This window comes from Streptomyces sp. NPDC055239, from assembly GCF_053606205.1.
Genome location: NZ_JBSGRD010000005.1, coordinates 418,292 through 444,564 on the forward strand (window position 1 = coordinate 418,292; position 26,273 = coordinate 444,564).

Here is a 26,273-nt window from a genome sequence, read left to right on the forward strand (position 1 = left end):
TGATCAGGACCGCTCCTGGCGCTCAAGGCGTTCCTTGCGCCTACGCAGGAACTCCTTGCCCCGGCTGCGGGCCGCCGCGTCCCATGCGGCGGCCCGCAGCACGGGGGCGGTGCGCCTGCGGGCGAGCAGGAGCCGGTGGTTGGTGGCCTCCTCGGGGCGCCAGTGGTGCTTGTACGGCTCGTTGCCGCGCAGGAGGCTCAGGACGCGGCTCCGGTCGCCCTCGGCATGCTCCGTGCAGGCGTTCAGGAGCATCGTCGCCACGTCCACCTTCCGCTCCCGCAGCTGCGGATGTGCCCCGTACAGATAGCCGCCGACCAGATGGGGCGAGAGGAGGGTCAGATCGGCCGCCACCACGGCGTCGTCGAGCCGGAACTCGGTGACCACCGCGTCGCCCACCCTGACCATGAGCCCCACCGACCTGATCAGGTGCTCGGAGAACCGCGGCTGAAGGTGCTCGGACGTCACCTTGCGTCCCTGCCACTGGAGTTGATGCAGATGCAGGAGCGTGCGCACCGACGCGTCCACCTCGTCGTGCCGTACGATCCGACGCTTGACGCCCAGCGCGTCCATCTTCCGGATCTTGGCGCGCGCCCGCTGGGCCCGTGGTGCGGGCAGCCGCCCGAGCAGCTCCTCCATCGACGCGGCGGGCAGCTCCAGGCAGAGCGAGTCGACGAGGCGGAGCCGGGGCCCGCGCCAGCGTGCGTAGATGCGCTCCACGGCGGCTCCTGACCGGACCTCGCGGAAGTCGATGAGCGCGCCGCGGGCCAGCTCCGAAAGTCCGTCGGCCAGTGCGTCCGCCGCCTCGTCGGCGAACTCGTCGTCGAGCAGCACATCGCTGAAGTCGGAGATCGCGCCGCCGAGCGGCACGAGCGCCGGGAGCGGTACGTGCACGCGCATCAGCGGCGCCGCGGCGATCAGCTCGCCACCTCTGCGTACGAGGACCACGCGCAGCCGCCCGCGCGTTCCGTAGGAGAGCCACCACGAGTGCAGCCACGCGTGGCTCTGGAACGGCGTCGCCGTCCGGCACCTGCGGTGCAGCCGGGCCCACTCTCCGGCGAGACTCCCGAACTCCCCTTCGTCCGTGCAGAGTTCGACGGTCAGGGTGGCTTCGGCAGTTGCGATGGTGTCCGTCATCCCCATCACCTCTCCCTGTTGACGTCGGCGGACTGCGCGGGGCCCGGCACCGTGGCCGGTGCGCCGTCATCGCCGCCCGCGCCGCGCCGGGGGCGCACGAGGAGGGCGAGCCCGCCGAGCAGGCCTCCCGCGCAGCCGCCCACCAGGGCGGTCATGGGGGCCGCCGCCGACGCGGGAGCCTCGGGCTTGACCGCGCGCGAGAGCTGGAGGAGGCGCACCTTCGTGCTCTCCTTGGTGTGGTTCGCGTTGTTGGTCAGGGAGCGTGAGACCGCGTTGGCGATGTCGGCCGCCTTGCCGGGCTGGGCCGCGGACGCCGAGATGGAGATCATCGGGGCGTCGGGCGAGGTGGCGGCCTGGACGCTCTCGCGCAGCTTCTGCGCCGAGACGCCCGACTCCACCTGGGCGTCGCCGAGCACCGCGAGCTGCGTGGCGACCCGGCCGTACGCCGTGGCGAAGCCGAGGGCGGCGGTGGGGTCGGAGTCTTTCTGCGGGACCGCGATCACATAACTCGTCGCGGTGTACTCGGGGGTCTTCACCGCGCCGTACAGGCCGCCGGTCAGGGCGCCGATCACTGCACCCGCCGGCAGGAGCCACCACACGGGCAGTCGCTTCACGCGGGCGAGCATCGGGGCCGGGTGACCGGCCGGACGAAGCCGCCTGCTCAGGGTTTCGGTCATCAGGAACTCACTCTCGGGGTCGAGCCGGAGGCAGCTGCCTCGTAGACGTGCATCAGCTGTGCTGCGCTGCGGGTGATGCTGTAGCGGTGGGCGGCCGCCGTGGCGAGGCGCGGCTGCGGCCCCGCCGCCCGGACCCGAAGCAGCGCCCGCACGAAGGAATCCGGGTCGCCCGTGACGCGCTCGGCGCCGGTGGCCTCGCCCGGCGGGAGGTCCTCGACGGCGGGGCACCTGGCGTAGAGCACCGGCAGACCGGCGGCGAGGCCCTCCACGACGGCGAGGCCGAAGGCCTCCTCGGGCGACGGCGAGGCGAGGACGTCCATGGCGGCGAGGAGCGCCGGAAGGTCGGCCCCCTCACCGGACGGAGCGGAGAGATGGGGCCGCTCCCCCGCGAACACCACCCGGTCCGCGACGCCGAGCCGGTCCGCCGTCGCGCGCAGCCTCTCCTCGTCGGGGCCGCCGCCGACAAGGAGTACGCGTACGTCACCGGGCAGCGCGGCCACCGCGTGCAGCAGGACGTCGAAACGCTTGCCCGCGGCGAGGCGGCCCACCCCGCCGACGACGAACGCCTCCTCGGGAAACCCCAGTTGACGGCGGGCGGCGATCCGGGCCCGCGGGTCGAAACGGAACCGCTCCACGTCGATGCCGTTCGGTACGACGTGGATACGTTGCCGGGGCACCCCCCACCGGCCAAGGCGCTCGGCGACGGACGGGGACACCGCCACCGTGGCCCGCCCCAGGCGCTCCCCGGTCAGGTACAGCGCGCGGACGCCCGCCGTCAGCGGCCTGCCCTCCATCTGCGAGTCGCCCAGCGAGTGTTCGGTGGCCACGACCGCGCGCGTCCCGGCGAGGCGTGCGGCGATGCGCCCGTACAGGCAGGCGCGGAACAGGTGGGTGTGCACGAGGTCGTACCCGCCCCCGCGGATGACCTTCACGAGGCGGGGCACCGCGCCCAGGTCGCGGTTGCCGGACATGCCCAGGTGGATGACGCGCACTCCGTCGGCCCGCAGCCCCTCGGCGACCGGCCCTGGGTTGGTGAGGGTCACGACGTCGCAGGTCGCGGGCAAATGGCGCAGGAGCAGCCGCAGTTGCTGCTCGGCGCCGCCGACCCCGAGGCCGGTGATGATGTGCAGGGCCCTCATTCGGCCACCGCCGTTTCGCGCACCGCCGGTTCGCGGACCGTACGGCGGCGCAGGCGGTTGAGCCGCAGCTTCAACTGGAGCCGCAGGGCGGTGTCCTCCTGCCCGATGTGGACGCGGGGCAGGGCGTGGACGCCGGTCAGCGGGCCCGGGGAGATCGCGCAGGCGTAGCGGTAGCCCGCCGCCCGTACGGTGTCGGCGACGCGCTGGTCCACGGTGCCGTACGGATAGCAGAAGCCCTCCACCTCGCGGCCGATGAGGTCGGAGAGGGCGCTGCGGCTGCCGCTGGTCTCCTGCCACAGCAGCCGGTCGTCCGCCCGGGTGAGGTCCACGTGCGTCAGACCGTGCGAGGCGACCTCCATCCCCTCGGCGGCGATGTGGCGGATGCCCTCCGCGCTCAGGAGCGGTTTGCGCGGGCCCAGGGGGTCCCACGCGTTGTCACCGGCGAGGCGGCCCGGGAGCACGAAGACGGTGGCGTCGAAGCCGTAGCGGTGCAGGAGCGGCAGGGCGTGGTCGACGAAGTCGGTGTACCCGTCGTCGAAGGTGAGGCCGACCAGACCACGCCCCTCGCCACGGGCACGCGCGGTGAGCAGCCGCGTCATGCTCACCCCGCGAAGACCCTGCCGCCGCATCCACCGCAGTTGGGCGGCGAGGCGTTCGGGCGAGACGGTGATCTTGTACGGGTCGTCCGCGCAGTTGTCCACGGAGTGGTACATCGCCACCCACATCGGCGCCTGCGGCAGCCAGTGCCGTGTGCGCAGCGAACGGGAGGTCTCACCAAGTGCTGTGTCAACGGGCATGCCAGAGCTTCCGTGTGGCGGATGTGACGGAACGGATGACGGGCTCGAAGGCCTGCGCCTTCAGGGCCCAGAGCACCAGGACGAAGACGGCGACGACGGTCGAGGAACCGACGGCGAAGGCGATGAACGGTGACTCGACGCGGCTCGCGAAGGCCCCGCCGAACCCGGTGGCGCACACCATCGCGGCCACCGGCTTGACCAGCTCGGCAAGGACCCGGCGGACCCGGATCGGCACATTGCGCGGACCCATCCCGCACAGCAGCACGCACGCCGTGACGCTGATCCCTGCCGCGTTGGCGAGCGCGATGCCGCGTACGCCCCACAGGTCGACCGCCCAGTTGCCGATCCCGGCGGTCGACGCGACCCCGACCGCCATCGCGCCCAGCGGGAACCACGTGGCGCGCCCACCGGAGAAGTAGGAGCGCACGAGCGCCCCCACCAGCGTGTGGCCCAGGAGCCCCAGGGCGTACACGCGCATCACGGCGGCGGTGGCGACGGTGTCCTGCGCCGTGAACGCGCCCCGCTGGAAGAGGATCTGGATGAACTGGGGCGCGCACGCGATGACGACGGCGGTGCCGAGAAGCACCACGCAACCGGCGAGACCCAGATCCCGCTCGACCCGCGACCTGGCCCGCTCGACGTCCCCTTCGGCCAGGGCCCGCGCGACGACGGGGAGCGTGACCGTGCACAGCATCAGGGAGAGGACCATCGGCACCTGCGCCACTTTCTGGGCGTAGTTGAGGTGCGAGATGGCTCCGGCGGGCAGCGAGGACGCCAGGAAGCGCTCGATGAGCACCTGCGACTGCCTGCACAGCGCGAAGAGCAGCACGGTGGCGATGAGGGTGGTGCCCATCAGCGCCGGGGCCGAGCCGTCCTTCTTCCCTTCGTGCGGCACGTCCGCCGTGTCGCGGGTGAGCTGGCGCCAGAGCGAGGGGGCCTGGACGAGGACCATGAGTACGCCGCCGACCGCGACGCCGAGGGCCGCTGCGCGGACGCCGTAGCGGGGGGCGAGGACGAACACCGCGGTGATGATGCCGATGTTGTAGAAGACGTAGATGGCGGCCGGTGCCACGAACCGGCGGTGCGCCCGCAGCGCCGCGCTGCAGTACCCGGCGAGGCCGAATGTGAAGACGCAGGTGGCGGTCAGCAGGGTGCAGTCCACGGCGAGGCGCGGGTCGGGCAGACCCGGCGCGAGGACCTCCACCAGGAGCGGCGCCCCTGCCATCAGGAGCAGCGCGACGGCACCGGATGCCAGCATCAGACGCGGCAGCGACGCGGCCACGAGGGCGCGGACGGGATCGCGGCGCGCGCCGAGGCCCCGGCGGGCGAGCGCCATGCTGAAGGCGGGGACGAGGGCGAACGCGAGGCCGTCCTCGATGAGCAGCGTGGTGGCCAGCTCGGGGACGGTCCACGCGACGAGGAACGCGTCGGTCTCCGAGCCCGCCCCGAAGAAGTGGGCGAGGGCCTGGTCGCGCACGAGCCCGAGCACCGATCCGGCCACCGTGAGGACCGCGGTGATCAGAGCGGCCTTGGCGAGAAAGCCGTTGGAGGGGTCGGATCCCTTGACGGGCCCGGCCTCGACGGCGGGCGCGGGTACTTTGCCGACCGGGTCGATGTCAACGGAGTGGGTCGTCGAGCTCATCGCGGGACCTCCCCGGAGGCCGACGCCGACAGCGCACGCCCCGACAGCGCCCACCAGGCCACGAGCCCCAGGACCACGGCCATCAACACCGTCGAGGGACCACCGATGTCGGCGTACGAGAAGTCCACCAGCTGCCATACGAGAAGACCGCAGGCGACCAACGCGCAGTCCACGCCCGCGCCCCCGCGCACCCGGGCAAGACGCCGCAGGCCGAGCAGCAGGAAGGCCGCCCAGCTGCCCACCAGCGTGCACAGGCCGAGCAGCCCCTGCTCGCCGAGGACGAGCAGATACATGTTGTGCGGGGAGAGCAGTGGCTGGCGGCTGAACTGCGCGCCCGCCCCTCCGACGTCGCTGGCCGACGAGAGGGCCAGCGACGCGTGGCTGTCGCGGTAATCGGGGAAGGCCTTGAGCCCCACGCCCGACACCGGCTCGTCACGCCACATGTCCACCGCCGCGGCCCACATCGTGTACCGGTCGGTGACCGACTGGTCGGGGGCGTCGGTGACCTGCGTGATGCTGGTGATCCGCTCCTGCAGCATCTGCGTACCGATCCCGAAGCCGCCCACGAGGACGACGGCGGCGGCAGCAGCGACCGCGAGGGCCCGCAGTGCGCGGCGCACCCCCGCGAGCCCCAACTGCGCGCCGCACGCCACGACGGTGGCGATCCAGGCGCCGCGGCTGAAGGAGAGCGCGAGCGGCACGACGAGGAGCAGCGCGCACACAAGGGCCGCCTGACGCTGCTTCGAGGAGGCGGGACCGAGCGCGAGAGCGAGGGCGCACACCACTCCGTAGGACACCACGGTCGCCATTCCCATGACGTCCGTCGGACCGAAGGTCCCCACGGCCCTGACGTCCGAGCCCATGTAGCTCGCGCCCGTCGCCGTGACGTACTGATAGACGCCGAGCGAGCCCTGGAAGAGGGCGAGGCCGATGAGGGACCAGGCCACCAGGCGGAAGTCGCGGCGGTCGCGGACGAGCACCAGGATCGCGGCCGGTACGAGGACGAAGATCTGCAGATAGCGCACCAGGCCGGTCATCCCGGCGGACACGGTGCTCGCGCCGACCGCGGCGACCGCGATGCCGATCACCGGAAGGCCGAGTACGACGGCGGCGGTCCGCGTCAGCGGGCGGGTCGCCCCGCGCACGGTGCGGGCCACGCACCAGAGCACCACCACCGCGGAGGCCGCGTCGGCGATCGTGCCGCCTCCGGAGCCGCCGTCGTGCGGCGGCACGGGCATCGCGAGCAGGGCGACCACGGCCATGACCGGCAGTACGGGTCCGGCGCTCCGGAGTGCCGAAACCAGTGCGGCGGCCGGTGAGCCCGCGGGGAAGAGCGTGATCGAGGCACCGTTCACCCGCGTCAGCTCCCCGTCGGACGTACGAGAGAGGCGGCGGTGCGCAGCAGGATGCACAGGTCCTGCCAGAACGACCAGTTGTCGATGTAGGCGTTGTCGAACCGGCACCGGTCCTCGATCGAGGTGTCACCGCGAAGGCCCTGGATCTGCGCGAGCCCGGTGATGCCGGTCGGCATGCGGTGGCGTTCCGCGTAGCCGGGGTACTTCTGGCTGAACTGGCCGACGAAGTAAGGGCGTTCTGGGCGCGGGCCGACCAGGCTCATGTCGCCGAGGAAGACGTTCCACAGCTGGGGAAGCTCGTCGAGCGACGTTCGGCGCAGGAACTGGCAGAACCGGCTCATGCGCTGCTCGCCCGCGACGGTCCACCGGGTGGCCGCCTCGTGCGGGTCGGCGGGGCGGTGCGTGCGGAACTTCAGGAGCGTGAACAGCCGCCCGTCCCTGCCGATGCGCTCCTGACGGAAGATCACCCCGGGTCCTTCGGTGGCCCGCAGGACGGCGGCGCACGCGAGGAGCACGGGGCTGATGAGCAGCAGCAGGAGGCCTGAGGTCACGAGGTCGAGGGCGCGCTTGCTGAGGCTGAAGTGCCTGCGCCGTGCGGGCACGAGCGCGCGGCAGGGGAACCCGGCGAGCTGCCCCGACCTGGACTGGCGCCCCGGCGCGTCGTAACCCGGCGGCTGCGTCGCGTCGATCGCCCACACGTCACAGCCCGAGCCGCTCAGCCCCCGCAGCCATCCGATCTGCTCGGGGCCCGGCGTCGGCCCGACGACCAGGACGGTGCGTACGGCGTTCTGGATGACCGCGCGGCGCAGTTCCTCGATGGTGGAGAGCACCGGCAGTTCGGCGCCCTCCGTCTCCGTGCGCCCGGCGGGCGCGTCGCCCACGATGCCCACGGGCCGCACCCCGGCCTGCGGATGGCGCAGGACCGCCTCCGCGACGCGCCGGGCGACGGCGCCGGGGCCGACCACCAGGGCGGGGCGGGGCTGCCGAAGCGCCGATCTTCGCGCCCACCAGTACAGGGCGGCGCGGCCCGTGCAGCACAGCACGCTCTGGAGCGCCGCCGCCGTGCACGCGGTGGTGAGGGAGAGCGGGCTCAGGGCGGAGAAGCTCGCGGCCACGAGCCCCACGGCGCACCAGCTCAGCATGGCCTGCCAGGCCAGCGAGGGGAGTTCGTCGAGCGCGCGGGGCGCGACGAGCGGGCGGTACAGCGCGGCGCGCGCGTTCAGGCCGGTCACGGCGGCCAGGAGCAGGACCACGAGGAGGGGGTGGCGCTGCGGCCCGGTGAGCAGCACGGTGCCGAGCAGGGCGGCGGTGCAGTCCACGGCGAACAGGGGGAAGGCCGCCGATGAGCGGCGTGCCGATGATCCCCAGGCGATGCTCGTCCTGCGGCCGCTCCCGGCCCCGCGGGGAGGGATGACCGAGGCGGTGGCGATGGCTTGGTCGGCCGCCCGTGGCTGCGCGGCAGGGGTGGTGACAGTTCGTTCCGCACTCACGGGTTGATGGACTCCCTGCACTTGATGGGCCCCACGCCCAGTAGCTCGCGGTACACGGCCGCGACAGCGTCCGCGGTGTGCCGCACATCGTGGGTGTTCGATACGTGGCGGTGCGCCGCACGGCCGAGGGATTCGCGGAGGGACGGATCGCCGAGCAGCGCGACGAGGGCTCGTGCGAGCGCCGCCGGGTCCTGCGCGGGAACAAGGCCGTGGGGCACGAGTGCGGGCGGCAGGCTCTCTCGCGCGCCGTCCACATCGGTGACCACCACGGGGCGGGCACAGGCCATCGCCTCGAGGGGTACGAGTGCCATGCCCTCCCACCGTGACGGCAGGACCACGAGGTCGGCCGCCCGGTACCAGTCAGTGGCGTCCGCGACGTCCCCGGCGAACCGCACGGAGGCGGGCGCCCGCTCACGGAGTCCGGGTCCGTCGGGTCCGTCCCCGACGAGGACGAGCCGGGCGTCCGGCATCCGCTCGGTGACCGCGGCCCAGGCCCGCAGCAGGACGTCCTGCCCCTTCTGCCTGCACAGGCGCCCCACGCACACGACCAGGGGCGCCTGCCCGGAGAGCCCCAGGGCGTCCCGCGCCGCCTGCGCGGCCACGGGACGGAAGCGCGCGACGTCCACCCCGTTGGGGATGACGGACCAGCGTGCGTCGATCCCGGACCGCTGCCCGGTGAGCCGCTCCGCCTCGCTGACGCAGATCACGTGCGTGGCCCAGCGGGCCCCGAAGCGCTCCCAGCGCAGGGCGAGGCGCGCGGTCACGCCGCCGACCGCCTCGAAGGACCAGGCGTGCGGCTGGAACACCGTGGGGACCCTGCCGCGCAGGGCGATCCTGGCGGCGAGCCCGGCCTTGGCGCTGTGGGCGTGCACGATGTCGGGCCGCAGCTCGTCGACGATGCGGGCGATGCGCCGCACCTCGCCGGGAAGACCCGGCCCCGGGGAGCGGGTCGCCGCCCATCTGTGGATGCCGCTGCCCAGGCCCCGTACGGCATCCGGCAGACAGCCGCCGCCGTCCGGGCACGCCACGTCGACCCGCATCCCGGCGGACAGCTGGGACCTCACCAGGTCGGTGACCACACGGGCCACTCCGCCGTCGACGGGCTGCGCGACGTGAAGGACGCTCAGCCGGTGGTCAGGTGATGACAGTTGCATGCACGGCGCCTTGCTCAGGGGGAAGAAGGTGATGCGCTACCGCTTCGCGTCCACAGCGGCGAAGAGCACTCCGGCCCACGCGGACTCTCGCTGCGAGGCAAGTCGGATGAGCAGGCCCTTTCGGTCGGCCTTGAGGGCCCCGTCGAGCCGGAAGATGTCGGAGTCGTAGCCGAGGGTGTTGGCGTACGCGGGCGTCCTTGCGATCTGCCTGCCCGGCTCGCTGATGGTCGAGTTCATGACGTCGCGGGCGGGGTTCGCCGCGTCGGAGAGCCGCAGGGGCCTGCTCCGGTCGGTCGACACGGTGAGCGTGTCGCCGGCCGTTCCGCGGTCGCCGTTGTACGCGACCATGCCGACGCTGCCCTTCGCGCGGGCCGGGACCGGCATGCCGCGGAGCCTGATCGCATGGCTGCGCCGGTTCGCGTCGAAGGAGTCGAAGCCGTCCCACACGGTCAGGTGCCGCAGCGGCGCGGCCTCGTTCTCGTACGCGACGACCAGCGTCCAGCCGCCCCATGCCCCGGCCTTGGAGTGCCCCATCGCCACGTTGACCTGCGCGACGGTGTAGAGCCCCTCGCCACCGGACTCGACAAGCGGCGTGACGTCCGCCGATGCCTGGAAGGCGTCCGCTCCGTTGGCGGTGCGGTGCCCGACCAGGGTGTCGGCCTTCACGTGCTTGTAGCTGCCGCCGGGTTCGGCGATCAGGGCCTTGCCGTTGTCCTTGGGCGGCTTCTGCTCACCGACGCGGAGGTTGCCGCCCCAGTACAGACGCGCGTAGGAGACCCGGGAGCCCGGTGGGATGCGGACCTCTGAGCGGCTGGAGTTGTAGGTGTTCGGGTCCTTGTCGACATCGACGTAGAACATGTCGAAGTCGTTGTTGGCGGCCGCCTCACCGCTGCGGGCGGAAGGGCACGACACCGCGCGGGCGGCCATCGGCTTCCGGCACGTGATGGCCGTGTTGGCCGCGCGGGTGATTCCGCCGTGCTGGAGGGCGTAATAGCGCTGCGCGAACTCGATGCTCCCCGCTTCGGCGGCGGCGGGGGGCGCGGGCGCGGCAACCGAGTGACCGCCCGGCACGACGACGACCGCCAGGGAAATGGCGCACAGCGTCAAGCTACGCAGACGCGGGCGCAGGGAATTACGCATGACGGCGTTGCCCTTTCGCGAAAGGTTCCGCACCAGGAGGGAGAATTGAAATGCGACAGTCACACTTGACCCGTAACTTCCCGCACTTGTTCTTTCAAATGACTTCAGGAGGAGAGCAACACTAGCCGCTTTCTGTATTAATCCAGGAAGGCTGACAAGTGTGTCGGAATCGTGAAGTGAGTAACGCTCCCGGACCGCCAGGAGCACGGGCCGATGGGCCGTCGCGTGAACCCCGCGCCAGCAGATCACCCTTTTGGGCCCACAACCCCTGCGGGCGAACTCCGTTGATCCATGGGCCGGGCACACCGCCCTGCTGATGCATCAACAGACCAAGGAGCAACTCTCCATGTCGCGTACCGCGAAGGCCCTCGCCCTCTCCACCGTTGCCGTGGCCGCCATGGCCGGCAGCGCCGGCATCGCCGCCGCCGACGCCGGCGCCCAGGGGGCCGCCACCAACTCCCCCGGTGTCATCTCGGGCAACGCCGTCCAGGTCCCGGTCCACATCCCGGTCAACGCCTGCGGCAACACCGTCGACGTCATCGGTCTGCTGAACCCGGCGTTCGGCAACACCTGCGTCAACAGCTGACACCTCGGCAGCACGCACTGAGCGACGGCCGTTCTCCCCCGAGGAGGACGGCCGTCGTGCGTTCCCGAGTGTTCCCGCGCGTCCCGTGAACGGCCGTCATGCCCCGAATGGCAGTCGCTCGGTTGCGGCCGGTGTCCACCGCTTCCACGGTGAAGACAAGATCCGACGCATCACCACGCATCACCGAAGGGAACACCCATGCGCGCTCTGCCCGTACGGCGTATCGCGACAACCGTCCTCTGCACCTCTCTCCTCCTCGGGACGGCCGGCCCCGTCATGGCGGCCGGGAGCGACTCCCCCCACGGCAGCTCCCAGGAGGCGGCCCGCGCGCCGGTCCCCGAGGCTGACGCACTGCTCGCCCAGGCCAAGACGCTGGGCGACGCCGGTGGTGTGCTCACGCCGGTCACCGATCTGCTCACCGCCGTGCTGAAGGCCGACAAGGGCCAACTGCCCGCCGCGGACGCCACGAAGCTCGCCGCTCCGGTGAAGGACGCCATCGCGAAGGCCGCGGCCGCGGCCCCCAAGGCGCCCGCGCTCCCCGAGACCCCGGCTGCTCCCGGGCTCCCGGACACCGCCGCGCTCCCCCAGACCCCGGCGCTCCCGCAAGCCCCGGCGCTCCCCAAGGCGCTGTCGGACGGCAACAGGGCGGTGGCCGACCCGAAGGCCGACGCCCTGAAGGCGCTGCAGGCCTCGGTCGACGCCCTGGTCAAGGCGGCCACCGGCGGCGACGTCACGAAGGTGACGGCCGCGATTCCGCCCGTGCTCACCGGCCTCGTCAACCTCGTCGCCGCCACGCTGCTCGGCGGCGGCCTTCCCAAACCCGACCTGGCAGGGCTGCCCGCCCTGCCCAAGCTGCCGGCGGGACCGGCGGCGCTGCCCCAGGCACCGGCGCTTTCCTGAGCTTCGGCCACATGCCCGTCGCGTCGGCCTTTTTGGCCGGCGCGACGGGCATTTCACGTCCGCATTGCCGGCCGCGCCGCCATCCGCCGCAACGGCCCTTTGCACCGTCGGCGCGTCCATCTCATACGAGAATGAGACAGCGCCTTCGTTCGGGTGGGTTCCGGGAATTTCCGCCGCACAGAGTTTCCGGCGTACACAGCGCTCGTTACCCAAGGAGAAGTGAAAATCCCCTCTGGCGACCGCCCGTCGCCCAAGAAAGGAACACGATGAAGCCCCTGAAGGCTGCCGCCGTCGTTGCCGGATCCATGGTCATCGCTGGTGTCGCCGCACCCGCCTTCGCCGCCGACCTCACGCCCACCAGCCTGAACGGTGCAGTCGACACGATCGCCGGCCAGACGCAGAACCTGGACGCGGCCCCGCTGGCCACGAACGCCCTCGACACCAAGAACAAGGACTCCGTCGTCAACACCGTGTCGGGTGCCGCGAAGGACCTGCACGCGGGTGGCGGCGCCGGCAAGCTGCTCGGCGGACTTCCCCTCTCGCAGTAGGGCTCTCCCCGGCCACCGCCGAGGGCGCGGCTGTCCGCTCGCCCGACGTCCCCGGCAGCCTGGACGCGACGCCTTGAACCCCCAGGGCCGGTTCCGCAGACGCATACTGCGGAACCGGCCCTCAGGCGTTCTCGGTTCTCGTCTCTCTCGCTCAGTTCGACTGAGGGGCCCCGGAGTTCGACCGGCGCGTGCCCCGATCGTGTGATCGCTCGCCCGCACTCACCCAGTCAAGTGACGACCGGTCCCGAGACACCCAAAAGCATCGATACGGTTCCGGGATGACCTCGACATCGAGCGAAACCCGCACTTTCCGAGCCGCCGATCTGGGCACCCTCACCGTGGTCTCGTGGAGTGGTGAACACCCCGAGGACGAGAAGGACATGCCCTTCCTGCTCGCCTACTCGCTGGGCGACGGTGAAGGCGGCCCCGAGGGCGCGACCGCGGCCATCGAGGCCCTGCTGCGGAACAACGGGCTCCCCATCGGCGGCCCCGTCATGGAGAGTTCCCGCAACCCGAGCCTGCCCGTCACCCTCCTCGTCGAGGCCGGCCAAGCGGCACTGAACATGCCCTACCTCAGCGCGCAGTGCGTCGTACCGCCGGAGTGGCTCGTCGCGGTGGGCGAGCGGGGACACGCCTACTTCATGTTCACCACGCGCCCCTGGCCCGAGGCCAAGCCCGGGGTCCCGCTCGCCGAGGAGGCCCTCCAGGCGTTCGCGGGCGCCGAGGAGACCATGACCAACGCCGCGCACTGCCTACTCACCGCGAAGAGCCTGCGCGGCTAGGAGCCGCCGACAGGGCCCGCACGCGACTGGGGCCCGCCGGTCGGGACAGACCGGCGGACCCCGGTACTGCACAGGGTGTCGAAGCCCCGCCGCCCGTGAACCGAGTGAGGATCGCAACGATGGACACCAGCACGCCCCTGCCCCAGGCCCGCAAGCCCGAAGCGCCCTTAGGCCGCGTGGACCCGCCGTCCGGCGGCACGGGCGGGAGCCGTGCCTTCGCGCTGCTCCTGGTGATCACGGGGGCGGCGGGGCTGCTCGCGGCGTGGGTGATCACGCTGGACAAGTTCAAGCTCCTCGAGGACCCGAATTTCACGCCGGGCTGCAGCCTCAATCCGGTGGTGTCCTGCGGCAACATCATGAAGAGCGAGCAGGCGTCGGTCTTCGGCTTCCCGAACCCGATGCTGGGCATCGCCGCGTACGCGGTCGTGATGTGCGTCGGCATGAGTCTGCTCGGCCGTGCGCGCTTCCCGCGCTGGTACTGGCTGACGCTGAACGCGGGCACGCTCTTCGGGGTCGGCTTCTGCGCCTGGCTGATGTATCAGTCGCTCTACGAGATCAACTCGCTGTGCCTGTGGTGCTGCCTGGCCTGGGCCGCCACGATCACCATGTTCTGGTACGTGACCTCGTTCAACGTCCGTAACGGCCTGCTGCCCGCGCCCTCCTGGCTGCGCACGTTCCTCGGTGAGTTCACGTGGGTGTTCCCGGTGCTGCACATCGGCATCATCGGGATGCTGATCCTCACGCGCTGGTGGGACTTCTGGACCAGCTGAACTTCCGGACCGGCTGGAAAGGAGACATCACCAGTGAGCAAGGAAGCAGCGCACGACCGTACGTGGACGGAGCGGCTCACGCGCCGGGCCACGATGCGTGGCCTCATTGCCGTCGCCGTCACCGCCGTGACGGCGCAGGGCGCCCTCCTCTGGTCGACCCGGCACACGGCTCATGACCGGCCGTCCGACGACCTCGGTGAGGGCGCGTCCGATTTCGACGAGATGTACGAGGGCCGGCGCATCCGCGGATCGAGAGCCGCCGCAGGCGGTCGACACGCGGGCTCTTCCTGGGACATCACGGTCGACGGCCGCCCGCTCCACCTCATGCGGCGCGCCGACGGCGGCTATCTGAGCATGATCGACCACTACGAGTCGTATCCCACGCCCCTCATCGCCACCCGCAGAGCAGTGGACGAACTCGGCCGTGGCCAGCAGCTGCGCGGCGGTCACGCCTGATCACGGCCCGCACATCGGACCGTAGGAAGCGAACCGGAGGAAGCGAACCGAAGTGGTCTACACGCGCAAGAACCAGGCCCGGCTCACCGGCGCCGAGAAGCGGCGCTTCGTCAACGCGGTGCTTGAGCTCAAACGCACGGGCGAGTACGACGAGTTCGTCAGGACGCACATCGAGTACTACGTGTCCGACGGGGAGCCCGGACTGCGGGTCGCCCATATGACGCCCTCGTTCCTGCCCTGGCACCGCCGGTTCCTCCTGGAGTTCGAGCGGGCGCTTCAGCGGGTGGATTCCGCGGTGTCCGTGCCGTACTGGGACTGGACGGCGGACAGGACGGCGCATGCCTCGCTCTGGGGAAGCGGGCTCATGGGCGGCAACGGGCGGCGCTCCGACCGGCAGGTCATGACCGGTCCGTTCGCCCGCAGGAACGGCCACTGGGTCATCAAGGAGGGGGAGACGGGCGGCGACTTCCTCATGCGCGACTTCGGCAGACCTCAGAACCCGACCGAGCTGCCGACGCCGAAGCAGCTGGCCTGGGCCATGCGCGACCCGGTGTACGACACACCGCCCTGGGACTCCACATCGCCGACGGGCTACCGCAACAAGCTCGAGGGGTGGACGTCCCACATCGGCAACGACAAGTGGCGCAACCACAACCGCGTCCACCGCTGGGTCGGCGGACACATGCTCGGCGGCGCGTCGGTCAACGACCCCGTCTTCTGGCTGAACCACTCCTTCGTCGACCTGCTGTGGGACCGCTGGCAGGCGCGGCACCCCGACTCGGCGCCCTATCTGCCCGATGAGCCGCCGGACGCGGACAACGGCCCGCTGCACGGACGCGTCGCCGCCCTCCACGAGCCGATGCCGCCGTGGGACGTGAAGCCGGACGAACTGCTCGGCCATCGCGGCATCTACCGCTATGCGTGACGTGCCGTTCTTCGGCTCGGTGCGTGAACGTGCCGTTCCTCGGCTCGGCGCATGAAAGAGCCCCCGGAGGTCCATGACCGCCGGGGGCCTCGCACGGGAGGTCAGCCGCCGTAGCCGCCGGGGCTGCCCGGGTTGCCGTGGTCACCGTGGCCGCCGTCGCTGTTGACGCACTGGTTGCCGAACGCCGGGTTCAGCAGCCCGATGACGTCCACCGTGTTGCCGCACAGGTTGACCGGCACGTGGACCGGAACCTGGACGAGGTTGCCCGAGAGGACGCCGGGCGAGCCGACGGCCGCAGCCTGGGCGCCCGCGTCCGCCATGGCCATACCGGTGCCACTGAGCACCACGGCGCCAGTGCCGAGGGCAACAGCGGCTGCCTTCGCGATGCGAGACATCACGTTCTCCTTTGAATTGACGAGTACCGCCGCATGTACGCGGCCGTACTGTCCCTTCAACGGCGCGACCGGCAGCAGGTAACGGCACTGATCGGTACATCATTGGTGAAATCGCCTGGACGCCCGTGTCCAGCGCTGCCCCGAGCCGTTGCGCATCACATGATCTCAACACGACGCATCGCCGCCGCCTTCGCTCTCGCCGCCGGTGCCACCGCCCTGGCCGCCCCCGCCGCGAGCGCCGCGCCCATCTCCCCCACCGGCATGATCGACTCGGTCGCCATGTCCGGCATCCCGGCGGAGCAGCAGGAAGAACTCCCGACCGTGACCAGCCAGCTCAACGGGCTCAACGATCTCTACCAGCTGAACGAGCTGCACCAGCTGACCGACCTGGCCGCACCGGTCACGGGTCTCCTTCCGGCGATCGAGCAGTAGGCACGCGCACAGGGGCGAGGCCGAGCCCTCGACGGTTCGGCCCCGCCTCAGGGCCCGAAACAATTCCGGTGACTGCGCGGAGTCCGGCTCACTACACTCACCGCAGAGATTCAGTCGCAGAGATTCGTAGAGATTCGCAGAGATTCAATCGCGGACATTCATCCGTCAGCCATAGCGAGGGGGCCGGGCCATGCGTCACCGCACTGCCGCCAGCGCTCCCCGGTCGCGGTTCGACGTGATCCTGGTGTCTTCGCGCGTGCGGTGACGGCTGCGCGGCCGTCACCGATCGTCCGTGGCGCACACATCTGACTCACTCCGGTGACTCACTCCGGACCGGCCTGTGGGCCGACCGGCCGGGCATGCCCCGGCCAGGTCACCCCACCCCCGCTCCTTCTGATGGTCCCGCCCGGAAATCGCGCTGCCCCGCCACGCATCACACCGAAAGGCCTCGGGCCGTGCGCACCAACGCCAACACCCCATTCCTGTCCGCCCGTTCATCCGCCGATGTCCGCAATCTCGGCATCCTCGCCCACGTCGACGCCGGGAAGACCACCGTCACCGAACGGATCCTGTTCCTGACCGGCGCCACCCACAAGAGAGGTGAGGTCCATGACGGCACGACCGTCACCGACTTCGACACGCAGGAACGCGATCGCGGGATCACCATCTTCGCCGCGGCGGTCAGCTGCGCCTGGGACGGCCACCGGATCAACCTGATCGACACTCCGGGTCACGTCGACTTCGCCGACGAGGTGGAGCGCTCCCTGCGGGTGCTCGACGGTGCGGTCGCGGTGTTCGACGCCGTCGCCGGGGTCGAACCGCAGAGCGAGTCGGTGTGGCGGCAGGCCGATCGGTACGGCGTGCCGCGGATCGCGTTCATCAACAAGCTGGACCGGGCGGGCGCCGACCTCGACACGGCGGTCGCGTCCATACGGGAGCGGTTGCACACGGTCCCGCTCGTGGTGCAGCTGCCGATCGGGCAGGAGAACGAGTTCACCGGAGTCGTGGATCTGCTGCGCATGCGCGCACTGGTCTGGCACGCGGACCGCGACACGTACGAACGTGACACATACGAACGTGACACGTACGAAGTGGTGCCGATCCCCGAGGCTCTGCGCGAGCAGGCACAACAGCGTCGGCACGCGCTCGACGAGACGGTGGCGGAGCTCCATGCCGCCGCGATGGACGAGTACTGCACGACGTCGGCGCTCTCCACCCCGACTCTGGCTTCCGCGCTGCGCGATCTCACCCTCAGTCGTGAGGGCGTGGTGGTGCTGTGCGGGTCCGCCTACCGCAACCGCGGAATCGAACCACTGTTGGAGGCGGTCGTGGCCTACCTGCCGTCACCGGCGGACGTTCCGGCGGTACGCGGAACCCTGGGCGACACCGTGCAGGAACGTACCGCCGACCCCGCGGCGCCGTTCGCAGGACTGGCGTTCAAGGTGAACGCGACGGCGACAGGGCGGCTGACGTATGTACGCGTGTACTCGGGAACGATCACGAAGGGAGAGACAGTGATGGACGCGGGCACCGGCCGCAGCGAACGGATCGGCCGCATACTGCGCGTGCAGGCCGACCGCCACGCGGAACTGGACCGGGCGACCGCCGGGGACATAGTGGCGGTGGTCGGCCTGAAGACGGCCCGCGCGGGCACCACACTGTGCGCCCCCGCGGCCCCTCTGATCCTCGAACCGCCCGTGGTGGCGGCGTCGGTGGTCTCCGTGGCGGTCGAGGCGCGCAGCAGCGTGGACACCGGCAGGCTGTCGTCGGCCCTTGCACGCCTGGTCGAGGAGGATCCCTCGCTGGCGGTACGGGTGGACGGCGAGACCGGTCAGACGGTCCTTTCCGGCATGGGCGAGCTGCATCTGGAGGTCGCGGTGGAGAAGATCCGTCGTGCCCACGGCATCGAGGTCGGCGTCGGCCGACCGCAGGTGGCCTACCGTGAAACGGTCGTCCGCGGTGTGTCGGGACTGGTGTACCGGCATGTCAAACAGGACGGTGGTGCGGGCCAGTTCGCGCATGTGGTGCTCGACGTCGTACCACTGCGGCCGACGGCGGGCGCGGCTCACGCCTTCGAGTTCGACTCCACCGTCACCGGGGGCCGGGTGCCACAGGAGTACGTTCGCGCGGTGCGGGCGGGTTGCCAGGACGCTCTCGCCGAGGGCCCCATCGGCGGCCACCCGGTGACGGGTCTGCGGGTCACGCTGACCGATGGAGCGACCCATCCCAAGGACTCCTCGGAGATGGCGTTCCGGACGGCGGGCAGATTCGCGCTGCGTACGGCACTGCGCGCAGCGGTGATGGAACTCCTCGAACCAGTGGTGGAGTTGACGGTCACTGTGCCGGACGACGCGGTCGGCGCCGTACTGGGCGATCTGGCGGCACGCCGCGGCCGGGTCTCGGACTCGACCACGCGCTCCGGCACGGCCACGATCACGGCGACGGTGCCGCTGGCCGAACTGTTCGGCTACGCGTCCCGCCTGCGCAGTCGTACGCAGGGCCGTGGCACGTTCACCACGCGGCCGACGGGTTACGCGGGGGTTCCGGCAGGGGAATGGGCCCGGTAGACGGAGGGGGTGGCTCCGCTCTCATGAGCGGGGCCACCCCTTGCCCGGAGAATGCGGAGAACGCGGAGAGCACGGAGAGCACGGAGAGCCCGGCGGCCTATCCTCGCGCGTCCACCAGGCCTGATTCCCAGGCCCAGGCGGCGATCTCCACGCGGTTACGGGCGGACAGTTTGGTCTGCACGTTGCCGAGGTGCGTCTTCACCGTGCCCACGGAGATGACCAGTTCGGCTGCGATCTCGGCGTTGGTCAGGCCTCTGGCCACCAACCGCACCAGGTCCTTCTCCCGTTCGGAGAGCGCGGTGTGCGGCTCCCGCGATGCGGGGACGGCGCTGTTGAGGCGCCGCAGCAGCCGGACGGTGATGGCCGGGCTCACCAGCGCCTCGCCGGAGGCGGCCGCCCTGATGGCCTCGACGAGCAGGGCAGGACCGGAGTCCTTGATCAGGAAGCCGGACGCGCCCTCGCTCAGGGCGCGTTGGACGTACTCGTCGTCGTCGAACGTCGTGACCACGACGACCTTCGGCGGGTTCACGGTGCCGGGCCGTGTCAGTCTGCGCAGTGCCTCGAGGCCGTCCATGCGGGGCATGCGGATGTCCATGAGGACCACGTCCGGCCGGTGGTGCTCGGCGAGTTCCACCGCGTGCACCCCGTCCGTGGCCTCCGCGACGACTTCGATGTCGTCCTCCGCGCCGAGGATCATCGTGAACCCGGCACGGACCATGGCCTGATCGTCGGCGATCAGGACGCGGATCGTCATGACACCGTCGCCTTCGCCGTGGACGCCTTCGCCATGGGCACCTTTGCCGGGGACGCGGACGGGGGCACGGGAAGCGTCGCCTCCACACCCCAGCCGCCGGCCGTCACCGGGCCCGCCTGGACGCTTCCGCCGATCAGACCCACCCGCTCGGCAAGGCCCTTGAGCCCGAAGCCGCCGACGGAGACGTGGTGCGGCCGTCCGTCGTCGGTGACCCGTACGGTCAGCCGCTCTCCCGAGCGGTTCACGCGCACCTGCACTTCGGTGCATCCGTGGCCGTGCTTGCGTACGTTGGTGAGGGCCTCCATCACCACCCTGTGTGCGGTGGTGGTCACCTCCACCGGCAGATCGTCGAAGGTCCCTTCGAGATCGAGCTCGGCCCGCGCGCCGCCGACGGCCGAGAACTCCTCGACGAGCGAGCGCACTTCGGCGATGCCCGACAGCGGCGTCAGCGCCACTTCTCCGTCGGCGTCGCGCAGCATCCCCACCATGTGCCGCATGGAGGTCAGCGCCTCCGAGCCCGCCTGTTCGATCCGCTGCAGCGCGGGCGGCACCAGTTCGGGCTTGCGGCCCGAGATCGCCTGGGCACCCTGTGCCTGAACGACGATGCCCGTCACGTGGTGGGCGACGAAGTCGTGCAGGTCCCTGGCGAACTCCGTCCGCTGCTCGAGGCGGAGTGCCGCCGCCTGCCGCTGCCGGTCCACCAGGAGGAAACGCATTCCGAGGCCGATGCTCAACACCGTGACCGCTGCCAGGGCGTAGAGCAGCGCCAGGATGATGGTGGACTGCCGCGCCGAGACGGACACCGGCCGCAGCACGATCGCCAGCATCAGCGCCGGGGCGGCCAGCATCGTCCACGACGGCTTCCCCCGGCGGGCGACGAGCAGCAGGAGCCACGTCAGCGCCGCCGGTTCGGCGAACCCGGCCGCCTGTGAGCCCACCCTCATCTCCAGGTGCATCCATACCGACAGGCACAGCGACCCGACCGCGATGACAAAGGCGGCCACGGCAAGTTCCTGGCTCTTGAGCCGGGGTGAAACGACGACGAGGCCGACTGCCAGCAGGGCGCCGATCAGCTTGGCGGGGCCGTACTCCTCGATCCAGTAGAAGCCGACCACCAAGTCGAACGGGACGAGGGCGACCAGACCCCCGAGCAGCAGCCACACCATCACGGGCAGGAACCGCGAACGGTCCTTCCTCCCTGTGGCCAGTGCTGTGGCTGTGGCCGCCGCGTCCGCCGCCTTCAGCATCTCTCTCACCATCTCTCTCGCGGACCAGCCGAAAGTCGGAGCCGGCCGCGAATGATCTGTCTTTCGCCCGATCCGCCGCAAGGCGCGGCAGAGGAGAGTCGTTCTCACCGGGCGGCGCTCGCCCTTCATCCTTCATCGCACTTGCATCGCACGAGGAGCATGTCATGATCACGGCCGACGTCACCCCGGCGGAAGCCCCCGCGGGGTCCCCAGCGGGAGCCCCAGCGGGAGCCCCAGCGGTGCTGGAGCACGAGTCGGCCGAGATCCGCTCCCCGCTCAGCCCCGCTCGGCCCCACCCGGGAAGTCGGCGCGCCGGTCGAGGCGCCCTCCCTCTCCCCGGCGGTGTCGAACGCCGACTCGGCTGACCGGCCACAAGTCACCGCCACCGGTCACCGCCACCGGTCACCGCCACAAGCCGAGCGCCCCGCCCAGCGTCGCACGCGGCCTGCCGCCCCTCCCCCACGTATACATCCGGCCCTCCCCCACGCACCCGGCCGCCCCTCCCACACGCTCAGGAGCCACCCATGCACCACGCCCACGCAGAGACGCATCCCGGCAGCGGCCCGGGATTCGGACCGCCGCCCGTCTACGGTCCTGCGATCGAGGCCCACGGGCTCGGCAAGGAGTACCGGCGGGGCTGGGCGCTGCGGGACGTCTCCTTCCAGCTGCCGATCGGGCGAGTGTGCGGCCTCGTCGGCCCCAACGGCGCAGGCAAGAGCACCTTGATGGGCATGGCCACCAACATGATCCGCCCTTCGGCCGGCGCCCTGCGCGTGTTCGGATCGGAACCGGGGTCGACGGAGGCGGTCCTGCGCACCGCGTTCCTGACCCAGGAGAAGCCGCTGTTCAAGCGCTTCACCGTGGCCGAGACCCTGCGCCTCGGCCGCGAGCTCAACCCTCTCTGGGACCAAGAGGTGGCCGAGGGCATCGTCAACGCGGGCCAGGTGCCGATGAAGGCGAAGATCGGCACGCTGTCCGGCGGTCAGCGCACCCGCGTCGCCTTCGCCCTGGCCTTCGGCAAGCGCCCTGACCTGCTCATCCTCGACGAGCCGATGTCGGATCTCGACCCACTGGTGCGCCGCGAGCTCATGGCCACGCTGAAGTCGGAGGCGGCCGAACACGGCACGACGGTACTGGTGTCCTCGCACATGCTCGCCGAGCTGGAGTACATCTGCGACTACCTCCTCGTCATCGCGAACGGCGGGCTGCGTCTGGCGGGCGAGGTGAATGAGCTGCGCTCGGCACACGCCCTGTTCGCCACCGCGGGCGACGGCGCGCACTCCGCCGTCGCACCGCACACAGTCATCGAGACCCTCGGCGCAGGCGACGGCAGGTCCGGCGTCCTGGCACGCCTCAGCGCACCGATCCAGTACGGCGGGCAGGCCGAACCGCCCACTCTGGAAGAGCTCCTTCTCGGCTATCTGCGTTCACCCGACGCGCCCGCGCTGATCGCCCCCAGCGCCCAGGTCGGCGACATCCACGACATCATCACCCGCGACCGCCAGAAGGCTGTGAACGCATGAGCACCCTCACTCAGGACCCGGCCCGCACGACGACCGACGAGGGCCCGCAGAACGGACGGGGCTCCTGGCCGGCCGTCCCCCGGCTCCGCGGTACGGCCTGGCTCGTCTGGCGCCAGCACCGCGCCGCGTTCTGGACCATCATCGCCGCCACGCTCCTGGCCGTGATCGCCATGGTCGTTCTGCGCGGGCAGACGATGGACTACCTGAGCACCCTGGAACCGACCCAGAAGAAGCCCGGCGGTCTGCCGCCCGAGTTCGACACGTACGGCAATCTCATCGTCGATGTCGGGGGCTTCCTGGGCTGGTTCCCCATCCTGGCAGGCGTCCTCCTCGGTGCCCCGTTCATCGCGGGCGACCTGGAGACCGGCACCGCCAAGCTGGTGACCTCGCAGTCCGTCAGCCGGCTGCGCTGGCTCACCATGAAGCTCGCCATGCCCGCCGCACTGGTCGCACTGTCCACCGGCATCCTCTCGGCCGTCTTCAACTGGTGGTGGAGTCCGGTCAAGGGGTTCGTCACAGGGGCGGAGTGGAGCGCCGGCCCGATCTTCGACGTGACGGGAATCGTGCCGGTGGCCTACGCCCTGCTCACGTTCGCCGTGGGTGTCGCGGTCGGCCTACTCCTGCGCCGCACGCTGGTGTCGATGGTGGTCACGCTCGGCATCGTCGGGGCGATCGGGTTCGTCTGGAGCGAGCTGCGGTCGAGCCTGGGAACCATCATGTCGGTCAGCACCGACAAGGGCGTCGGCCCCGGTGCCAGGCAGCCGGAGCTGCCCGAGATGGCCGTGCAGCAGGGACAGGGCACCTACTTCCTCACCAGCTCCGGAGACCGCCTGGACTGGATGACCTGCCTCGACAAGATGGACAACGACAAGGCGCACACCGCCTGCCTGGAGTCCAAGCACGTCGTCGGCTGGACCAAGGACTACCTCCCCTTCGAGCAGATGGCCACGATGCAGTGGCTCGGAGCGGGCATCATGCTCGCCATCACGGCCGCCGTCGTCGCCTTCGTCATCACCTGGGGCCGCAAGCGCCTCCTGTGATCCACGGCCGACCAGGGGCCCGCTCCAGAGGAGTGGGCCCCTTCTGGCAGGCCGTGGGTCAGGTCACCAGACCCTGGCGGTAGGCGTAGACGACCGCCTGGACGCGGTCACGGAGGCCGAGTTTGGCGAGGATGCGGGAGACGAAGGTCTTGACGGTCTCCTGGCTCAGGAGGAGGGCCGCGGCGATCTCGCTGTTGGAGAGGCCGTCCGCGATGAGGCGCAGGACCTCCAGCTCACGCGGGGTCAGCGGGGTGTCGCGCGAGGTGTCGTCGGCGGGCCGGATCCGGGCGGCGTATCTGCCCACGAGCTGACGTGTCACCTCTGGGTCGAGGAGGGCCGCGCCCGAGGCCACGGTCCGGATCCCGAGCAGCAGACGGTCCGGCGGCGCGTCCTTGAGCAGGAACCCGCTCGCGCCCGCGCGCAGCGCCTCGTAGACGTACTCGTCCAGGTTGAACGTGGTGACGACGAGCACCTTGACGGGATGCCGCACCCCGGCACCCGCGAGCCTGCGGGTGGCCTCGATGCCGTCGAGCACCGGCATGCGTACGTCCATCACCACGACGTCCGGACGCAGCCGTTCGACGAGGTCGACCGCGGCCTGTCCGTCCCCGCACTCGCCCACCACCTCCAGGTCGGGCTGGGCGTCGATGATGGTCACCAGGCCGGTGCGGATCAGTATCTGGTCGTCGCAGACCAGGACCCTGATGGGCTCGGTCAGGACCCGGACGGGCTCGGTCACGACGCGCTCCCGCCGGGTATCCGGGCCCGTACGACGAACCCACCGCCCGTACGCGGGGCCGCGCTGAAGTCGCCGCCCAGGACATCGACCCGTTCCCGGAGCCCGGCCAGGCCGCGCCCGCTCCCTCCGGGGGAGGCGGTCGACGAGCCGGAACCGTCCGTGCCGGGCCCGTCCGTGCCGGGCCCGTCCGTGCCGACCTCCACGGTGATCTCCCTTCCGCCGTGGCGCACCTGGACCGAAGTGCGGCTGCCGTGGGCGTACTTGAGTGCGTTCGTCAGGGCTTCCTGCACGATCCGGTAGGCGACGAGGTCGGCGCTGCCGGTCGATTCGGCGGGGGTGCCCTCCTCGGTGAACTCCACCGGCTGCCCGGCCCTGCGGGTCTGCTCGACGAGGGTGAGGAGCCTGCCGACGGCCGGGGTCCTGGCCTCGGCGGCGCGGTCGTCCCGTGCGCCGCCGTGGTCGGGGTTGAGCAGGTCGAGCAGGTGCCGCAGGTCGGTGATGGCCCGCCTGCCGGTGTCGGTGACGGCGGTCAGGCTCTGGTCGAGACGGTCGGGCGAGGCGGTCAGATAGCGTGCCGCCTCGGCCTGCACGACCATCGCCGTCACGTGATGGGTGACCACGTCGTGGAGCTCGCGGGCGATACGGGAACGCTCGGCGGCGCGGGTCTCGTCGGCGACACGGCGGCGGCGTTCGGCCTCCGCGATCCGGTGGGCGCGCAGCCACACCCCGATGCCCCAGGCGAGGACAAGCGCCAGATAGAACGTCACGAACTCGATCACCGGATCGCCCGGACCAAGGCGGTGGATCGCGACCGAAAGGAGTACGAACGCCGTGGAGAAGGCGAGCACGGCGGTGCGCCGATGGCTTTCGAGACGGGACCCGACGGTCAGCAGCGCGATGGGCAGCGCGCTGCCCGCGAACGAGTGGTAGCCGCGGAGCTGGTCGGCGGCGAAGCCGAGCGACACCAGGGCGAGACAGAGCACCGGCCACCGCCGGCACACCAGCAGCGGGAGGGACTGAAGAACGACCGCGACGACGGCCAGTACGTCGAAGGAGTGGTCCGGCACGCTGCCGAGCACCGTCCCCTTGCTGTGTAACGCCGGTACGAACGACGCCACCAGGAGCAGCAGACCGAGCGCGGGGTACCAGACCGCGGGCCCGATCCGCCGCCACTGCTCCGGAAGCCACTGCTCCGGGGGCCACTGCTCCGGGAGCCACCGAGGAGTGATCACCGGGAGAGTTTAAGAGGGGCGTCCGCGCGGTCGACCCGGCGAAGGGGCACGAGGTGACCTCGACGGCGGGCCAGCCACAGGAATCCGATGGTCACAAGCACACCGAACAGCACCGAGTACACGCTTCCTTCGGGGCCGAACTCACCGCCGGTGATGAGCTTGGGGCCCGACGTGGCGGAATCAAGCAGTCCCTCCGAGGAGCCGTTGCCCGAGACTTCGGTACTGAAGATGCCGGCCGCGGCGAAGTTCCAGCCGAAGTGCAGACCCATGGGCAGCCACAGGCTGCGGGTGGCGATGTACGCGGCGGTCAGCATGCCGCCGGCCTCGACGGCGATGGCGGCGGCGCCAAGGACGCTGGCGTCGGGGTTGAGCAGATGAGACGCACCGAAAAGGACACCGGTCAGCACCAGGGCTGTCCAAGTCCCGGTCCATTGCTCGACGATCCGGAACAGGACGCCGCGGTACATGACTTCCTCGGTCACGGCGGCAGCTGCCATGAAGCCGATGAACCCGACCGCGCCCGTCGCCGAGCCCAGGCCGTCGACGTCGTAGTACCCGGAGGCGAACAGGTTCGTCATGACGGCCGCGAACAGCGCGACGCCGATCAGCGTCCCCCGGCCGAACGCGGGACCGGCTCCCTCCCAGGCCATCTCGGTGACCGGACGGCGCTCGGTCCGCCCCACCACCCACCGGTAGACCACCACCGAAAGCACGGCCGTCAGCAGACCGACGCCGAGCGTGAGCCACGGCTTCCCGTCCACGGCGGCGATGCCCTGCCCACCGATGAACGCGACCGCTATGACGGCCAACAATTGCCAGACCAGCTTCAGCCCCACGAACACTCCTACG

Annotated in this window: 26 protein-coding genes; 11 read left to right on the plus strand and 15 right to left on the minus strand. The window is 71.0% G+C overall.

The genetic code is table 11. The features are described 5' to 3' along the window. Positions 1-3 precede the first annotated feature (3 nt). The 9 genes from ACWFRJ_RS20115 to ACWFRJ_RS20155 all read right to left on the minus strand — a co-directional run bounded on the left by ACWFRJ_RS20115 (position 4) and on the right by ACWFRJ_RS20155 (position 10,528). Positions 4-1,134, minus strand: coding sequence for a GNAT family N-acetyltransferase (locus ACWFRJ_RS20115; RefSeq protein ID WP_453532191.1), 1,131 nt, complete (start codon positions 1,132-1,134; stop codon positions 4-6). 5 nt (positions 1,135-1,139) lie between these two features. After that, a complete protein-coding gene (locus ACWFRJ_RS20120) occupies positions 1,140-1,811 on the minus strand; it encodes a lipopolysaccharide biosynthesis protein (RefSeq protein WP_453532194.1) in 672 nt (223 codons plus the stop codon). Beyond that, positions 1,811-2,950 (minus strand): glycosyltransferase, encoded by a 1,140-nt coding sequence (locus ACWFRJ_RS20125; protein ID WP_453532196.1) that lies wholly within the window; start codon positions 2,948-2,950, stop codon positions 1,811-1,813. Before ACWFRJ_RS20125 ends, ACWFRJ_RS20120 begins: the two co-directional genes overlap by 1 nt. Further along, positions 2,947-3,747 carry a polysaccharide deacetylase family protein gene (locus ACWFRJ_RS20130; RefSeq protein WP_453532198.1) on the minus strand — a complete coding sequence of 267 codons (801 nt, stop codon included), beginning with the start codon at positions 3,745-3,747 and terminating at the stop codon, positions 2,947-2,949. Before ACWFRJ_RS20130 ends, ACWFRJ_RS20125 begins: the two co-directional genes overlap by 4 nt. Beyond that, positions 3,737-5,389 carry a murein biosynthesis integral membrane protein MurJ gene (gene murJ, locus ACWFRJ_RS20135; RefSeq protein ID WP_453532201.1) on the minus strand — a complete coding sequence of 551 codons (1,653 nt, stop codon included), beginning with the start codon at positions 5,387-5,389 and terminating at the stop codon, positions 3,737-3,739. The genes ACWFRJ_RS20130 and murJ overlap by 11 nt, the downstream gene beginning before the upstream one ends. Continuing rightward, on the minus strand, positions 5,386-6,651 hold the full coding sequence (locus ACWFRJ_RS20140; protein ID WP_453532423.1) for an O-antigen ligase family protein: 1,266 nt from the start codon (positions 6,649-6,651) through the stop codon (positions 5,386-5,388). Before ACWFRJ_RS20140 ends, murJ begins: the two co-directional genes overlap by 4 nt. Positions 6,652-6,749: 98 nt before the next feature. Beyond that, complete coding sequence (locus ACWFRJ_RS20145; protein WP_453532204.1) at positions 6,750-8,234, minus strand: sugar transferase; 1,485 nt, start codon at positions 8,232-8,234, stop codon at positions 6,750-6,752. Continuing rightward, positions 8,231-9,388, minus strand: coding sequence for a glycosyltransferase (locus ACWFRJ_RS20150; RefSeq protein ID WP_453532207.1), 1,158 nt, complete (start codon positions 9,386-9,388; stop codon positions 8,231-8,233). Before ACWFRJ_RS20150 ends, ACWFRJ_RS20145 begins: the two co-directional genes overlap by 4 nt. A gap of 36 nt (positions 9,389-9,424) precedes the next feature. Beyond that, a complete protein-coding gene (locus ACWFRJ_RS20155; protein WP_453532210.1) occupies positions 9,425-10,528 on the minus strand; it encodes a DUF3344 domain-containing protein in 1,104 nt (367 codons plus the stop codon). Positions 10,529-10,874: 346 nt separating this feature from the next. On the opposite strand from ACWFRJ_RS20155, the gene ACWFRJ_RS20160 reads away from it, so the two are divergent. The 7 genes from ACWFRJ_RS20160 (at position 10,875) to ACWFRJ_RS20190 (ending at position 15,495) form a co-directional block, all read left to right on the plus strand. Continuing rightward, the gene (locus tag ACWFRJ_RS20160) at positions 10,875-11,114 is read left to right on the plus strand and encodes a chaplin (protein WP_453532213.1); all 240 of its coding nucleotides are present in this window, start codon (positions 10,875-10,877) and stop codon (positions 11,112-11,114) included. 198 nt (positions 11,115-11,312) lie between these two features. Next, a complete protein-coding gene (locus ACWFRJ_RS20165) occupies positions 11,313-12,014 on the plus strand; it encodes a hypothetical protein (protein WP_453532216.1) in 702 nt (233 codons plus the stop codon). 266 nt (positions 12,015-12,280) lie between these two features. Next, positions 12,281-12,562, plus strand: coding sequence for a hypothetical protein (locus ACWFRJ_RS20170; protein ID WP_453532219.1), 282 nt, complete (start codon positions 12,281-12,283; stop codon positions 12,560-12,562). Positions 12,563-12,840: 278 nt separating this feature from the next. Continuing rightward, the gene (locus ACWFRJ_RS20175) at positions 12,841-13,344 is read left to right on the plus strand and encodes a DUF5949 family protein (protein ID WP_453532222.1); all 504 of its coding nucleotides are present in this window, start codon (positions 12,841-12,843) and stop codon (positions 13,342-13,344) included. Between the two features lie 119 nt (positions 13,345-13,463). Beyond that, complete coding sequence (locus ACWFRJ_RS20180; protein WP_453532225.1) at positions 13,464-14,114, plus strand: vitamin K epoxide reductase family protein; 651 nt, start codon at positions 13,464-13,466, stop codon at positions 14,112-14,114. Between the two features lie 33 nt (positions 14,115-14,147). Beyond that, a complete protein-coding gene (locus tag ACWFRJ_RS20185) occupies positions 14,148-14,570 on the plus strand; it encodes a tyrosinase cofactor (protein ID WP_453532228.1) in 423 nt (140 codons plus the stop codon). Positions 14,571-14,622: 52 nt separating this feature from the next. Then, positions 14,623-15,495 carry a tyrosinase family protein gene (locus ACWFRJ_RS20190; RefSeq protein WP_453532231.1) on the plus strand — a complete coding sequence of 291 codons (873 nt, stop codon included), beginning with the start codon at positions 14,623-14,625 and terminating at the stop codon, positions 15,493-15,495. 101 nt (positions 15,496-15,596) lie between these two features. On the opposite strand, the gene ACWFRJ_RS20195 is transcribed toward ACWFRJ_RS20190, so the two are convergent. Then, on the minus strand, positions 15,597-15,890 hold the full coding sequence (locus ACWFRJ_RS20195; RefSeq protein WP_453532234.1) for a chaplin: 294 nt from the start codon (positions 15,888-15,890) through the stop codon (positions 15,597-15,599). A 159-nt stretch (positions 15,891-16,049) separates the two neighbouring features. Here ACWFRJ_RS20195 and ACWFRJ_RS20200 point away from each other — a divergent pair, with 159 nt between their 5' ends. Both ACWFRJ_RS20200 and fusA read left to right on the plus strand, forming a co-directional pair. Beyond that, positions 16,050-16,322, plus strand: a complete 273-nt coding sequence (locus ACWFRJ_RS20200) for a hypothetical protein (RefSeq protein ID WP_453532236.1) — start codon at positions 16,050-16,052, stop codon at positions 16,320-16,322. A 455-nt stretch (positions 16,323-16,777) separates the two neighbouring features. After that, positions 16,778-18,889 (plus strand): elongation factor G, encoded by a 2,112-nt coding sequence (gene fusA / locus ACWFRJ_RS20205; RefSeq protein WP_453532239.1) that lies wholly within the window; start codon positions 16,778-16,780, stop codon positions 18,887-18,889. Positions 18,890-18,986: 97 nt separating this feature from the next. Here fusA and ACWFRJ_RS20210 read toward each other — a convergent pair whose 3' ends face one another. Next, on the minus strand, positions 18,987-19,643 hold the full coding sequence (locus tag ACWFRJ_RS20210) for a response regulator (RefSeq protein ID WP_453532242.1): 657 nt from the start codon (positions 19,641-19,643) through the stop codon (positions 18,987-18,989). Further along, a complete protein-coding gene (locus tag ACWFRJ_RS20215; RefSeq protein WP_453532246.1) occupies positions 19,640-20,890 on the minus strand; it encodes a sensor histidine kinase in 1,251 nt (416 codons plus the stop codon). Before ACWFRJ_RS20215 ends, ACWFRJ_RS20210 begins: the two co-directional genes overlap by 4 nt. Positions 20,891-21,414: 524 nt before the next feature. Here ACWFRJ_RS20215 and ACWFRJ_RS20220 point away from each other — a divergent pair. Both ACWFRJ_RS20220 and ACWFRJ_RS20225 read left to right on the plus strand, forming a co-directional pair. Further along, positions 21,415-22,413: an ABC transporter ATP-binding protein gene (locus ACWFRJ_RS20220; protein ID WP_453532249.1), complete on the plus strand. Its 999-nt coding sequence runs from the start codon at positions 21,415-21,417 to the stop codon at positions 22,411-22,413. Then, the gene (locus ACWFRJ_RS20225) at positions 22,410-23,453 is read left to right on the plus strand and encodes an ABC transporter permease (RefSeq protein WP_453532252.1); all 1,044 of its coding nucleotides are present in this window, start codon (positions 22,410-22,412) and stop codon (positions 23,451-23,453) included. Before ACWFRJ_RS20220 ends, ACWFRJ_RS20225 begins: the two co-directional genes overlap by 4 nt. Positions 23,454-23,511: 58 nt before the next feature. Here ACWFRJ_RS20225 and ACWFRJ_RS20230 read toward each other — a convergent pair whose 3' ends face one another. From ACWFRJ_RS20230 to ACWFRJ_RS20240, 3 genes are read right to left on the minus strand one after another with little or no spacing between them, the layout of a single operon-like run. After that, positions 23,512-24,171 carry a response regulator gene (locus ACWFRJ_RS20230; RefSeq protein WP_453532426.1) on the minus strand — a complete coding sequence of 220 codons (660 nt, stop codon included), beginning with the start codon at positions 24,169-24,171 and terminating at the stop codon, positions 23,512-23,514. A 17-nt stretch (positions 24,172-24,188) separates the two neighbouring features. Beyond that, entirely contained in the window at positions 24,189-25,424 is a 1,236-nt protein-coding gene (locus ACWFRJ_RS20235) for a sensor histidine kinase (RefSeq protein WP_453532255.1), read from the minus strand. Beyond that, entirely contained in the window at positions 25,421-26,254 is an 834-nt protein-coding gene (locus tag ACWFRJ_RS20240) for a CPBP family intramembrane glutamic endopeptidase (protein ID WP_453532429.1), read from the minus strand. Before ACWFRJ_RS20240 ends, ACWFRJ_RS20235 begins: the two co-directional genes overlap by 4 nt. Between the last annotated feature and the right edge of the window lie 19 nt (positions 26,255-26,273).